General features: G+C 63.7%; 13 protein-coding genes. 11 read left to right on the forward strand and 2 right to left on the reverse strand.

Annotation, left to right across the window (positions count from 1 at the left end):
- Positions 1 to 215: 215 nt before the first annotated feature.
- On the forward strand, positions 216 to 743 hold the full coding sequence (locus ACP5E6_RS05520) for an REP-associated tyrosine transposase (RefSeq protein WP_427952631.1): 528 nt from the start codon (positions 216 to 218) through the stop codon (positions 741 to 743).
- Positions 744 to 793: 50 nt separating this feature from the next.
- Here the strand turns inward: ACP5E6_RS05520 and ACP5E6_RS05525 are convergent, their stop codons facing one another.
- Both ACP5E6_RS05525 and clpB read right to left on the reverse strand, forming a co-directional pair.
- Complete coding sequence (locus ACP5E6_RS05525; RefSeq protein ID WP_427952633.1) at positions 794 to 1,648, reverse strand: hypothetical protein; 855 nt, start codon at positions 1,646 to 1,648, stop codon at positions 794 to 796.
- Positions 1,649 to 2,008: 360 nt separating this feature from the next.
- Entirely contained in the window at positions 2,009 to 4,603 is a 2,595-nt protein-coding gene (clpB, locus tag ACP5E6_RS05530; protein ID WP_427952635.1) for an ATP-dependent chaperone ClpB, read from the reverse strand.
- Positions 4,604 to 4,716: 113 nt separating this feature from the next.
- On the opposite strand from clpB, the gene ACP5E6_RS05535 reads away from it, so the two are divergent.
- The 10 genes from ACP5E6_RS05535 (at position 4,717) to rplI (ending at position 11,320) form a co-directional block, all read left to right on the forward strand.
- Positions 4,717 to 5,472, forward strand: coding sequence for an MOSC domain-containing protein (locus ACP5E6_RS05535; RefSeq protein WP_427952637.1), 756 nt, complete (start codon positions 4,717 to 4,719; stop codon positions 5,470 to 5,472).
- Positions 5,469 to 6,974, forward strand: coding sequence for a phospholipase D-like domain-containing protein (locus tag ACP5E6_RS05540; protein WP_427952638.1), 1,506 nt, complete (start codon positions 5,469 to 5,471; stop codon positions 6,972 to 6,974). The genes ACP5E6_RS05535 and ACP5E6_RS05540 overlap by 4 nt, the downstream gene beginning before the upstream one ends.
- Before the next feature lie 9 nt (positions 6,975 to 6,983).
- Positions 6,984 to 7,568, forward strand: a complete 585-nt coding sequence (pgsA, locus tag ACP5E6_RS05545; RefSeq protein ID WP_427952640.1) for a CDP-diacylglycerol--glycerol-3-phosphate 3-phosphatidyltransferase — start codon at positions 6,984 to 6,986, stop codon at positions 7,566 to 7,568.
- 163 nt (positions 7,569 to 7,731) lie between these two features.
- Positions 7,732 to 8,250 carry a molybdopterin-guanine dinucleotide biosynthesis protein B gene (gene mobB, locus ACP5E6_RS05550; protein ID WP_427952642.1) on the forward strand — a complete coding sequence of 173 codons (519 nt, stop codon included), beginning with the start codon at positions 7,732 to 7,734 and terminating at the stop codon, positions 8,248 to 8,250.
- A gap of 75 nt (positions 8,251 to 8,325) precedes the next feature.
- Positions 8,326 to 9,078: a hypothetical protein gene (locus ACP5E6_RS05555; RefSeq protein ID WP_427952644.1), complete on the forward strand. Its 753-nt coding sequence runs from the start codon at positions 8,326 to 8,328 to the stop codon at positions 9,076 to 9,078.
- 7 nt (positions 9,079 to 9,085) lie between these two features.
- The gene (gene moaD / locus ACP5E6_RS05560) at positions 9,086 to 9,337 is read left to right on the forward strand and encodes a molybdopterin converting factor subunit 1 (RefSeq protein ID WP_427952646.1); all 252 of its coding nucleotides are present in this window, start codon (positions 9,086 to 9,088) and stop codon (positions 9,335 to 9,337) included.
- A 2-nt stretch (positions 9,338 to 9,339) separates the two neighbouring features.
- Positions 9,340 to 9,807 (forward strand): molybdenum cofactor biosynthesis protein MoaE, encoded by a 468-nt coding sequence (locus ACP5E6_RS05565; protein ID WP_427952648.1) that lies wholly within the window; start codon positions 9,340 to 9,342, stop codon positions 9,805 to 9,807.
- A gap of 190 nt (positions 9,808 to 9,997) precedes the next feature.
- The gene (gene rpsF, locus ACP5E6_RS05570) at positions 9,998 to 10,468 is read left to right on the forward strand and encodes a 30S ribosomal protein S6 (protein ID WP_427952650.1); all 471 of its coding nucleotides are present in this window, start codon (positions 9,998 to 10,000) and stop codon (positions 10,466 to 10,468) included.
- 3 nt (positions 10,469 to 10,471) lie between these two features.
- Positions 10,472 to 10,756, forward strand: a complete 285-nt coding sequence (rpsR, locus tag ACP5E6_RS05575) for a 30S ribosomal protein S18 (RefSeq protein WP_427952652.1) — start codon at positions 10,472 to 10,474, stop codon at positions 10,754 to 10,756.
- Positions 10,757 to 10,768: 12 nt separating this feature from the next.
- A complete protein-coding gene (rplI, locus tag ACP5E6_RS05580) occupies positions 10,769 to 11,320 on the forward strand; it encodes a 50S ribosomal protein L9 (protein WP_427952654.1) in 552 nt (183 codons plus the stop codon).
- Positions 11,321 to 11,467: the final 147 nt, after the last annotated feature.

Genomic DNA, 11,467 nt, shown 5'->3' on the forward strand with positions numbered 1-11,467 from the left:
GCGGGTTGCATGGCGGGATAAGACCATAGTCTTAGGGGGGTGAGAAAGACGAAAAAACAGGCAAGGCGCCTTTTTTGTAAAAAAGGCGGAAAAAACTTTCGTTCCTCGGGTTCCCGGTGGATTCGCGTGCGGGGGATGCAGAAAGATGGTGGGGTGCTGAAGAGGAGCCTATTTTATTGTTGCTGTTGTTAAGAGAAATAAGGTCATTTTGACCCATGCCAGATTACCGACGACATCGCGTTGCGGGTGGAACGTATTTTTTTACCGTTGCTTTGGCCGATCGGGGCAGCGATCTGTTGATGACGGAAATCGCGGCGTTGCGGGAATCGGTGGCGCGTGCTCGCGCGGTGCGTCCGTTCGAGATCGACGCCTGGGTTGTGCTGCCTGAGCATTTGCATGCGGTCTGGACGTTGCCCGAGGGTGATGCGGATTTTTCAACGCGGTGGATGTTGATCAAGCGGGGTTTTTCCGCGCGGGTTGCGGCGGGTGAGGCGCGGTCTGCGTCGCGGGTGGCCAAAGGGGAACGGGGGATCTGGCAGCGGCGGTTTTGGGAGCACGCGGTGCGCGACGAGGACGATTTCGTGCGGCATGTCGATTATGTGCATTTCAATCCGGTCAAGCATGGGTTTGTCGAGAGGGCTTGGGATTGGCCGTTTTCGTCGTTTCGGCGCGCGGTGGGGCGGGGGGATTATCCGGCGGGTTGGGGCGTGGGCGAGGTGGTGGATGGGGCGTTCGGGGAATGATGGGTTGGGGGGCGTGGAGAGGATGGTGGGGTGCGGTAGAGCACCCCACCCTACTCCAGAGGTTTCATTTGATGGAGCACCAAGCCCCGACGATTTTTATCAATTATTGCCATTCCGCTGTCGTCATAATAAACGCCTAATCTGACAGGAACACCAATGAGCGAATAGATCGCCGTCTTCAAATGCGGTTCGATTAAGTCCTTAGCCATGTCTTGCCGAATTTTGTCAATCATCCCGAACAACCAATCTCGATAACGATATATTCGCCCCGCATGTCCTGACGCCAACAGTCCTCCACCAGGGAAAAATGCCCTCCCGCCAATTTCAATCATTGAATTACCGCCCTTTCTTCTCAAATTTCGATATTCGTCATCGGTCAATCGCATTGGCGTTGCGCTTCGCGCCTCATATCGTTCCAGTCCCGGAGCATTTGTTCGAAGAAGAATTTCCAGCAAATTTGTCATTGTCCATCTGCCATGTGGCTGGACATCGAGAAAAGTAGCTTCGTCAGCAGTAATGTGAGCGTATAGTAATGGTCCAGTTCGGCGAATAGAATTCGGTGTTTGGAATATACGACTTAAATGGAAATGTAATATCTGCCAATCATTAAACATCATATCCGCTTTATGGTTATTTTTATTTTTTGCGATTGTCTGGCTTAGCCAAGGTCTGACGTCACCGCCAGAACCTAGAGCCAATCTAATTTGATCGATAGCAGGATATTGATTTCGATGGCTCGTAACTTCCTGCGAGGTGAATATTTTACGGGGAAGCTGCGGCACGCGCCTCGCCCGAAAATGGATCCAGTTTACAAAGTCGGCATGAAAATCGCCGGTCGACGACGTTCCGAAATCAGCGGCGATAAGCCGTTTCAAATCACTTTCCGTCTCGTCCACAACCAACATGTTCAATGTCTCCATTGGCCGGACAACGAGGCCGAACGGTTGATGGCTCCGCACCGGTAAAGCCGCGCCCACAGGAATCGGAGTGCCAGTCTCACGGCGACCAGCACTCCGATACCGGAAGTTTTTTGCGCGCTTTTTTGCAAAAGAGCGCCGCTTCTCTTGCCCTACGCTGCGGCGATCATGGCACGGGCTGACGGGGTGGGAAATGGTGGGGTGCGGTAGAGCACCCCACCCTACGATCGCTCGCCGACACACATTTCCGAAAGTTTTTTGCGCGCTTTTTTACAAAAAAGCGCCGCTTGCTTCTCCTGCCCTCGCCGCGGCGATGGTGGGGTGCGGTAGAGCACCCCACCCTACGGGTCAGGCGGCTTCGGCCAGATCGCCGCGCACTGTCAGGCCGTCGTCGCCGACGCCGACGTTGACGGTTTCGCCGTCGTGGATGGTGCCGGCGAGGATGGCGGTGGCGAGGCGATTTTGGAGGCTGCGTTGGATGACGCGTTTGAGGGGGCGGGCGCCGTAGACGGGATCGTAACCTTCGTTGGCCAGCCAGTCGCGGGCCGCTTGATCGAGGTGGAGGGTGATTTTGCGGTCGGCGAGGAGGGTTTCGAGGTGTTTGAGCTGGATGTCGACGATGGTGGCCATATCCGCGCGCTGGAGGCGGCGGAAGAGGATGATTTCGTCGAGGCGGTTGAGGAATTCCGGGCGGAAGTGGCCGCGGACGACGCGCATGACCGAGGCTTCGGCCATCATGATGTCTTCACCGTCGGGCTGGTTGGCGAGGATTTCGCTGCCGAGGTTTGAGGTGAGGACGATGATGGTGTTTTTGAAATCGACGGTGCGGCCCTGGCCGTCGGTCAGGCGGCCGTCGTCGAGGACCTGGAGGAGGATGTTGAAGACGTCCTCGTGGGCTTTTTCGACCTCGTCGAACAGGATGACCTGGTAGGGGCGGCGGCGGATGGCTTCGGTCAGGACGCCGCCTTCCTCGTAGCCGACATAGCCGGGGGGCGCGCCGATCAGGCGGGCGACGGCGTGTTTTTCCATGAATTCGCTCATGTCGATGCGGACCATGGCGCGTTCATCGTCGAACAGGAATTCGGCGAGGGCTTTGCAGGTTTCGGTTTTGCCGACGCCGGTGGGGCCGAGGAAGAGGAAGGAGCCGATCGGGCGGTTGGGGTCGTTCAGCCCGGCGCGGGCGCGGCGGACGGCATCGGAGACGGCGCGCAGGGCGGCTTCCTGACCGACGACGCGGGCGCGCAGATTGTCTTCCATTTTGGTGAGTTTGGCGCGCTCGCCTTCGAGCATGCGGTCGACCGGGATGCCGGTCCAGCGGGCGACGACCTGGGCGATTTGTTGTTCGGTGACGGCTTCGTTGACCAGCGAGCCATCGGGCGCGCCGTCGTTCGTGCCGGTGGCGAGTTTGCGTTCGAGGTCGGGGATGACGCCGTACATCAGCTCGGAGGCGCGGGCGAGGTTGCCGGCGCGCTGGGCCATTTCCATTTCGCCGCGGGCCTGATCGAGTTTTTCCTTGAGGCGCTGGGTTTCGGCCAGACGGTCTTTTTCGCCTTTCCAGGTGGCGGACATGGCGTCGGATTTTTCCTCGATGGCGGCGATTTCGCCTTCGAGGCGGGCGAGGCGTTCGCGGGAGGCGGCGTCGTCCTCGCGTTTGAGGGCTTCGCGTTCGATTTTGAGCTGCATCAGGCGGCGGTCGAGCTCGTCGAGGGCTTCGGGTTTGCTGTCGACCTGCATGCGCAGGCGCGAGGCGGCTTCGTCGATCAGGTCGATCGCCTTGTCGGGGAGGAAACGGTCGGTGATGTAGCGGTTGGAGAGGGTGGCGGCGGCGACGAGGGCGGAATCGAGGATGCGGACACCGTGGTGGAGTTCGTATTTTTCCTTGATGCCGCGCAGGATGGAGATGGTGTCCTCGACGCTGGGCTCGTTGACGAAGACGGGCTGGAAGCGGCGGGCGAGGGCGGCGTCTTTTTCGATGTATTTGCGGTATTCATCGAGCGTGGTGGCGCCGATGCAGTGGAGCGCGCCGCGGGCGAGTTCGGGCTTGATCAGGTTGGAGGCGTCCATCGCGCCGTCGGCGCGGCCGGCACCGACCAGGGTGTGCATTTCGTCGATGAAGAGGATGATCTCGCCGTTGGCGGTTTCGATTTCCTTGAGGACGGCTTTGAGGCGTTCCTCGAATTCGCCGCGGAATTTGGCGCCGGCGACCAGGGCGCCGAGGTCGAGCGATAGCAGGCGTTTGTTGCGCAGGGCTTCGGGGACGTCGCCATTGACGATGCGGAGTGCGAGGCCTTCGACGATGGCGGTTTTGCCGACGCCGGGTTCGCCGATCAGGACGGGGTTGTTTTTGGTGCGGCGGGCGAGGACCTGGATGGCGCGGCGGATTTCCTCATCGCGGCCGATCACGGGGTCGAGCTTCTGGTCGCGGGCGGATTGGGTGACGTCGCGCGCGTATTTTTTCAGGGCGTCGAAATTGGCTTCGGCGTTGGCGGAGGTGACGGTGCGGCCTTTGCGGATGTCGGCGACGGCTTTTTCGAGGGATTGGGCGGAGGCGCCGGCGGTTTTGAGGGCGCGGCCGGCTTGTGTGTCGCTGGCGGCGAGGGCGATGAGGACGCGGTCTTGCGCTGTGTATTCGTCGCCGGCTTTCTGGGCCATGGTTTGGGCGGCATCGAGCACGCGGGCGAGATCGGGGGTGATCTGGGGTTGGCCGGCGCCGGCGCCCTGGACTTTGGGGAGTTTGGCGACGGCGGCATCGACCGCGAATTTGACCGCGGCGGGGTCGCCGCCGGCGGCGCGGATCAGGCCGGTGGCGGCCCCTTCGTCATCGTCGAGAAAGGCTTTGAGGAGGTGGTCGGGCGTGATGTACTGGTGGTATTCGCGGACCGCGATGGTTTGCGCGGCCTGAACGAAGCCACGGGCGCGTTCGGTGAATTTTTCGAAATCCATGGTTGATCCCTTTCATTAAGGCGACCTTGGCGGCGCTATCCCTCAAGAGGCAATGGCGCAACCTTGCCTGACGTAAATGGTTGTAGCATTGATCTGGCTCAAGAGGGGGCTGGATGCGGATTGAGACAATCTATCGATATCCGGTCAAGGGGCTGACGCCTGAGCGGATGGCGCGGGCGACGCTTCGGCGGGGACGCGCGATCGCGTGGGACCGGGCGTTTGCGCTGGCGCAGGGGGATTGCGGGTTCGATGCGGCGGCGCCGGCGTGGCGGCCGAAGACGGAGTTTTTGTGTCTGGCGCGGAATGCCGAGGCGGCGGGGCTGCTGGCGCGGTTCGATGCGGCGGGGCGCTGCCTGTCGCTGGTGGCGCCCGATGGCGCGGCGCTGGATGCCGATCCGTTCAGCGCGGAAGGGCGGGGGGCGATTGGCGGGTTCATTGCCGCGGCACTGCCTGCCGCGATGCGCGGGGCGACGCGGTTCGTTCATGCCGCCGACCACAGTTTTTGCGATCATCGGACCCAGGTGATCAGCCTGATCGGCCTGTCCAGCATTGCGGCACTCGAAGCCGCCGCGGGGGGAGTGCGGCACAAGTTGCGGTTCCGGGCCAATCTGTATCTGGCTGATCTTGCGGCGTGGGATGAATTCACCTGGCTGGGCCGGTGCCTCGCCATCGGCGACGCGCGGCTGCGCGTTACCGAGCGGATCGACCGCTGCGCCGCCACCTCGATCAACCCCGAAACCGGGGCGCGGGATGCCAATCCGGTCAAGGAACTCAGGCAGTCTTTCGGCCATGTCGATTGCGGGGTGTTTGCCGAGGTGATCGAGGACGGCACGATCACGCCGGGCGATGCCGTCCGGCTGCTGGCATGACGGGGGGTGTGCTCGTCGAGGGCGCGACAATCTGGCGCCGCGCCCATGCTGAGCGGATGGCGGTCATTATCGATGGTTCGGCCTATTTCCGCGCCCTCAAGGAGGCCATCCTCGCGGCACGCCACTCCGTTCTGATGATCGGCTGGGATTTTCACACCGGTATCGCGCTCGAACGCGACGGCGACGCCACTTCGGGTGTGCCCAACACGCTGGGCGATTTTCTCGTGCATGTCGTGCGGCGCAACCCGGCGCTGCAGATCCATGTCCTGCGCTGGGACCTCGCCTTCATGAAAATGCCGATGCGCGGCACGACGCCGCTCATCCTGCTGAACTGGCTCACCTCGCGGCGCATCCATTTTCGTCTCGACAGCAATCACCCCACCGGCGGCTGTCATCATCAGAAGATCGTGGTGATCGATGATCGTCTGGCGTTCTGCGGCGGGATCGACACGACGGTGGGGCGCTGGGATACGGGCGATCATGTCGACGACGATCCCCGCCGCGATGAGCCGGACGGCAAACGGCACGGCCCATGGCATGACGTGACGACGGCGGTCGATGGGGCCGCCGCACGCGCGCTCGGCGACCTCGCGCGGGTCCGCTGGCACAACGCCACCGGCCACAGGCTGCAGCCGCCACCGCCGAGCGCGGATCCGATCTGGCCTTGCAGCCTCGCGCCGCAGATGCGCGATGTCATGGTCGGTATCGCGCGGACGTGGCCGAAGACCGCCGAGATGCCCGAAACCCGCGAGATCGAGGCGCTCTACCTCGCCGCCATCGCTTCGGCGCGCCACAGTATTTATATCGAAAGCCAGTATTTCGCGGCGCCGCGCATCGCTTCGGCCATCGGCGCGCGACTAGCCGAAGCCGACGGGCCGGACATCATCATCATCAACCCCAAACGCGCCGACGGCTGGCTCGAAGAGGAGGCCATGGGGTCCGCCCGCGCCCTGTTGCTCGGCGACATCAGCAGCCTCGATCACGCCCGCCGCCTGCGCTTCGCCACGCCGGTCACGGAAGGTGATGCGGATATCTATGTCCATGCCAAGGTGCTGATCATCGACGATACGCTGCTCCGCATCGGTTCCTCGAACATCAACAATCGCTCGATGGGCATCGACACCGAATGCGACCTCGCGGTCGAAGTGCCGCGCGGCGGGGTGGAGCGGCCCGACCTGCGCGCCGCCATTCTCGACGTGCGTGACACGCTGCTCGCCGAACATCTCGGCACCAGTGTCGCCACCATCCGCAGCGCGATCGCCGCGTGCGGCTCCCTGATCGGCGCCTTCGACGCGCTGCTGCCGGTTGCCGGCCGCCGCCTCGCGCTGTTTCACCCGCCGTCGATCAACGATGTCGAAGCCAAACTCGCCGCGAGCGGGGCGCTCGACCCCGATGGGGCGGAGGCCATGGCACCGAATTTTCTCCGCGGCATCCGCCTGATCAACCGGCCACGGCCAAAACATCTGTTGCACCGGCTTACGCGCCGCGCCGAAACCGCCTAGTCTGATGCGATGCTGACCGATCTGCCGAACATCCTGACCTTGTCACGGATCGCCGCCATTCCGCTGCTCGTCCTGCTGGTCGCCTTGCGCGATCCCACCGCCGATCTGCTCGCCGCCGCGCTGTTCACCATCGCCGGCATCACCGACTGGCTGGATGGGCGCATCGCCCGCACGCGCCGGCAACTTTCCGACCTTGGCCGGATGCTCGACCCGATCGCCGACAAGCTTCTGGTCGGCGCCACGCTGATGCTGCTGGTCGGGTTTCATCTGCTGCCCGCGTTCGGCATCTATCCGGCGATCGTGATCATGCTGCGCGAGATTTTGGTGTCGGGTCTGCGGGAATACCTCGCCGGCATCAGAATCGGCCTGCCGGTCACCAAACTCGCGAAGTGGAAAACCGCGGCACAGATGGGCGCGCTCGGGTTCCTGCTGCTCGGCGATCAGGGGGCGGCGATACTGGGGATCGGCGGCTTTCCGGCCACCGACATCGGCGGCGTGCTGCTGTGGCTCGCCGCCATCCTGACCATCGTCACCGGCTGGGATTATCTCAACGCCGGGTTGCGCCACATTATTCAACCGGGCGCGGCGCCGTGACCGGGGCCTGGCGCGGCCGGAACGGTTTCATGTGTGGCCGCTGAAGACCTGTTTGGCGGTTGCGTTCACGCCGGTGAGGCGCGCTTGCATGAAATGAGGGAACCGGTTTGGGTTTTTTAAGAAAGAAATGGTCGGCTTGTGGCGCGCCGCCCGCTCATCCTGAATGGTGACCGATCCTCGCCCCGGCCAGATTCTCGCCCTGGTCGGCTGGTCGGGCAGTGGCAAGACAACGCTGCTCGAGCGCGTGATCCCGTTGCTGACGGCACGGGGGTTGATCGTGTCCACGCTGAAACACGCGCATCATGCGGTGGACCCCGACCAGCCCGGCAAGGACAGCTATCGTCACCGGATCGCGGGGGCCACCGAAACCATGCTCGCGACGCGTGAGCGCTTCGTGCTGTTCCGCGAACATCGCAGCGCGGATGAACCTGATCTGGCGCTCCTGTTGTCCCGCATGGCGCCGGCCGATCTCTATCTCGCGGAGGGGTTCAAATCCGCGCCGGTGGCGAAGCTCGAAATCCATCGGCCCAGCCTCGGCAAGCCGCCGCTCTGGCCGGATTGGCCGGGGATCATCGCCGTCGTAACCGATGCCGCCTTGCCCGCCTGCCCGCTGCCAACGCTCGACCTCGCCGATCCCGGCGCGGTGGCCGGATTCATCGCGACGCGCCTCGGCTTGAGGTGAGACGGTGAATCGGAGCATAAACGAATTATGAAGCCTGAAGGAATCAACCCGATGCGGCGCGGCGCGCAATCTGTCATGACGAAGCCCCTGTCCCTGGCTGTGAGCCTGGTCGTTCCCGGCACGCTGGCCCTGATGCTGTCGGGTTGCGCGGGGGTGGGCAATTATCTTGAGACCACGGTCAATCCGTTCGGCAATCCCAATGCCCCCGCCGGTGATTCCCTCAACATGCAGCGCGCCCGGGGCAATGATGTCGCTGTGGCGCCGATTTTGCCGCAACCGGGGGATGTCTGGCCGGGTCCGGTTCGCCCGGTGCCGACGTTGAATGACATCCAGCAGCATATGAATGTCCCGCTCGGTCAGGAATATCAGAGCGAATATGGCAGCAATCCGGGCAGCGCGACCCCCTATTCGGTGCCCAAGGGGGCGAGTGCCACCGTCGAATCCGGCGCGGCCCCGCCTAACCGGCGCGCCGGTCCGGTCACCGGCAACAACGCCGGTCTGACCAAATTCGGCACCTATGGCCACGCCGTCAAAGGCAGCTCGACCCCGCCGGGCAGCGTCCAGAGCGGTCTGCCCACTGAACCCGCGATCCCCGACGCGGTGCCGACTCCCGCGCCGGGCATCAGCGCGCCGAAGGGCTTCGCCGTGGGTCAGACCCTCATGGGCCCGACCGGACCGGCCGGAATCGTCAGCGGTTCGAGCAACGGCCGCTACCAGACCGTCGCACCGATCAATGGCGTGGGCGGCGGCATCCTGATTCCGAACGGCAACGGCACCGCCACGCTGATCCAGCCGAACGGCCAGGTCACCACCGTGCAGGGCCAGTGAGACCGCGATGAAGATTCTCTATTTCGCCTGGCTGCGCGAGCGGATCGGCCATGCCGAGGATTGCATCGATCCGCCCGCGTCGATCACCACCATCGCGGCGCTGACCGATTACCTGACCACGCTCGGCCCTGCCTATCAGCGGGCATTCGCCGATCGCAGCGCGATCAAGACGGCCCTCGATCAGCGCTTCGTTCCGCCGGACACGCCGTTGGGCGACGCGCGCGAGGTCGCCTATTTCCCGCCGTTCACCGGCGGCTGACCATGCCGCGCATCGTTGTCGGTCCGGCGGATTTCGATCTCGACGCCGAGCTGCGCCGGCTTGAAACCGGCGCCGGCGCGGTCGCGAGCTTCGTTGGCCTCGTGCGCGGCACGGCGCAGGGGGATACCGGGGTGAGCCGCCCGCTCGCCGCCCTCACGCTCGAACACTACCCCGGCATGACCGAACAGGCGCTCGCCGCGATCGCCGACACCGCGATGACGCGCTGGCACCTGCTCGACTGCACCATCATCCATCGGGTTGGATGTCTCAAACCCGGCGCGCGCATCGTTCTCGCCGCCGCATCGAGCGCCCATCGCCGCGACGCGCTGGAAGCGACCGGTTTTCTGATCGACTGGCTGAAGACCGATGCCCCGTTCTGGAAGCGCGAGGATTTCATCGACGGCACGACGACGTGGGTCGCGGCAAGATCCGCCGACACCGATGCGCGCGACCGCTGGATAACGCCCTGATCGGGGCGCACCGGTTGCCTTGCCGCGCTTTCCGCTCACTTGCACCGGGGGGCCGGTTGTGCCACACGGCGGTCTCCCTGCCGGGCACGTGGCATCGTGCGCGGCTATGCCCGTTTCCATGGGGGAAATTGGCGGTGACCTTGTCGTTCAAGGCCAGCGTCGGGGCTGAAGCAACCCATAGGGGGTAATCATGCCGTTATATGAATGTGTGCTGATCGCACGCAGCGAAATCACGCAGCAACAGGTCGATGTCATCGCCGACGACGTCACGGCCCGGCTCGAGGGCGAGGGCGGTGCCGTCAAGAAGCGGGAATACTGGGGTCTGCGCAATCTTGCGTATCGCATCAAGAAGAACCGCAAGGGCCATTATGTCCTGCTCGGTCTTGAGGCGGAATCGACATCGATCAACGAGATGGAGCGTTTGCTCGGCCTGAACGAGGATATTCTTCGTTTCATGACCCTGCGCGTCGATGAGATCGAGGAAGCGCCGTCGGCGCCGCTGTCCCGCAAGGGCGACGATCGTGATCGTGGCTTCCGCGGACCGAAACCGGCCGGGCGCTTTGACAGCGGCCGCCGCCGTGGCCCCGAAGATCGCGAAGAGTTCCGCGCCCGTGACGAGTTCCGCACCGATCGCGATGACGATCTGGTCGAGGAGGATTGAGCCATGTCGAGCACCACTGACGATACCGATGTCAACCCCGGCGCCCGCCGCGCCGCCGTCGGCGCCCGCCGGCCGTTCTATCGCCGCCGCAAGGCCTGCCCGTTTTCCGGCGCCGGCGCGCCGAAGATCGATTACAAGGATGTGCGGCTGCTCTCGCGCTTTCTGTCCGAGCGCGGCAAGATCGTGCCGAGCCGGATCACCGCCGTTTCCGCCAAGAAGCAGCGCGAACTCGCGCGCGCCATCAAGCGCGCCCGTTTCCTCGCTTTGCTGCCCTACGTGGTCGATTGAGGAGCACGCATTATGGCACAAGTCGAACTGATCCTGCTCCAACGCGTCGAGAAACTCGGCCAGATGGGCGACGTGGTCAAAGTCAAACCCGGTTACGCCCGCAACTTCCTGCTGCCGCAGGCCAAGGCGGTCCGCGCCACCAAGAACAACCGCGAGCGCTTCGAGCGTGAGCGGGTGCAGCTCGAGGCGCAGAACCTCAAGCGGCGCGGCGAGGCCGAGCGCGTGGCCGAGCGGGTGGCCGGGCTCTCGGTCGTTCTGATCCGTCAGGCGAGCGACGCCGGTTCGCTCTACGGTTCGGTCACCGCCCGTGACATTGCGGACGGGTGCGTCGCCGGCAGTCTGACGATCGATCGCAGCCAGGTCCTGCTCGAACATCCGATCAAGACGCTCGGCCTGACCACCGTGCGCGTCGCGCTCCATCCCGAGGTGATCATGAACGTGACGGTCAATGTCGCGCGCAGCACCGAGGAAGCCGACAAACAGGCCCGTGGCGAAGCCCTCACCCGCGATGAGGACGAATACGAGATGGAAACCGCGGACGAGGACGAGACCGAAACCGGCTGATCCAATCGAGTGTCATGCTTTCAGCATAACGCTCTGATTCTATGTCTTTTCGAGCGATTTCAGTCGATTAAACGCCGCCCTTCGCGGGGCGTTCCAGAGACGATAAAAGCGCCGGATCACCTCCGGCGCTTTTTTTTGCCCAGCCTG

Source organism: Acidiphilium sp., from assembly GCF_049977125.1.
Lineage (GTDB): Bacteria > Pseudomonadota > Alphaproteobacteria > Acetobacterales > Acetobacteraceae > Acidiphilium.

What these genes read in the sequence shown, in the direction of transcription:
- ACP5E6_RS05555 (WP_427952644.1), top strand. Translation starts at nt 8,326, where the DNA reads ATGACGAAGCCCCTGTCCCTGGCTGTGAGCCTGGTCGTTCCCGGCACG.
- rpsF (WP_427952650.1), top strand. Translation starts at nt 9,998, where the DNA reads ATGCCGTTATATGAATGTGTGCTGATCGCACGCAGCGAAATCACGCAG.
- ACP5E6_RS05540 (WP_427952638.1), top strand. Translation starts at nt 5,469, where the DNA reads ATGACGGGGGGTGTGCTCGTCGAGGGCGCGACAATCTGGCGCCGCGCC.
- clpB (WP_427952635.1), bottom strand. Translation starts at nt 4,603, where the DNA reads ATGGATTTCGAAAAATTCACCGAACGCGCCCGTGGCTTCGTTCAGGCC.
- mobB (WP_427952642.1), top strand. Translation starts at nt 7,732, where the DNA reads ATGGTGACCGATCCTCGCCCCGGCCAGATTCTCGCCCTGGTCGGCTGG.
- moaD (WP_427952646.1), top strand. Translation starts at nt 9,086, where the DNA reads ATGAAGATTCTCTATTTCGCCTGGCTGCGCGAGCGGATCGGCCATGCC.
- rplI (WP_427952654.1), top strand. Translation starts at nt 10,769, where the DNA reads ATGGCACAAGTCGAACTGATCCTGCTCCAACGCGTCGAGAAACTCGGC.
- ACP5E6_RS05565 (WP_427952648.1), top strand. Translation starts at nt 9,340, where the DNA reads ATGCCGCGCATCGTTGTCGGTCCGGCGGATTTCGATCTCGACGCCGAG.
- rpsR (WP_427952652.1), top strand. Translation starts at nt 10,472, where the DNA reads ATGTCGAGCACCACTGACGATACCGATGTCAACCCCGGCGCCCGCCGC.
- ACP5E6_RS05520 (WP_427952631.1), top strand. Translation starts at nt 216, where the DNA reads ATGCCAGATTACCGACGACATCGCGTTGCGGGTGGAACGTATTTTTTT.
- ACP5E6_RS05525 (WP_427952633.1), bottom strand. Translation starts at nt 1,648, where the DNA reads ATGTTGGTTGTGGACGAGACGGAAAGTGATTTGAAACGGCTTATCGCC.
- ACP5E6_RS05535 (WP_427952637.1), top strand. Translation starts at nt 4,717, where the DNA reads ATGCGGATTGAGACAATCTATCGATATCCGGTCAAGGGGCTGACGCCT.
- pgsA (WP_427952640.1), top strand. Translation starts at nt 6,984, where the DNA reads ATGCTGACCGATCTGCCGAACATCCTGACCTTGTCACGGATCGCCGCC.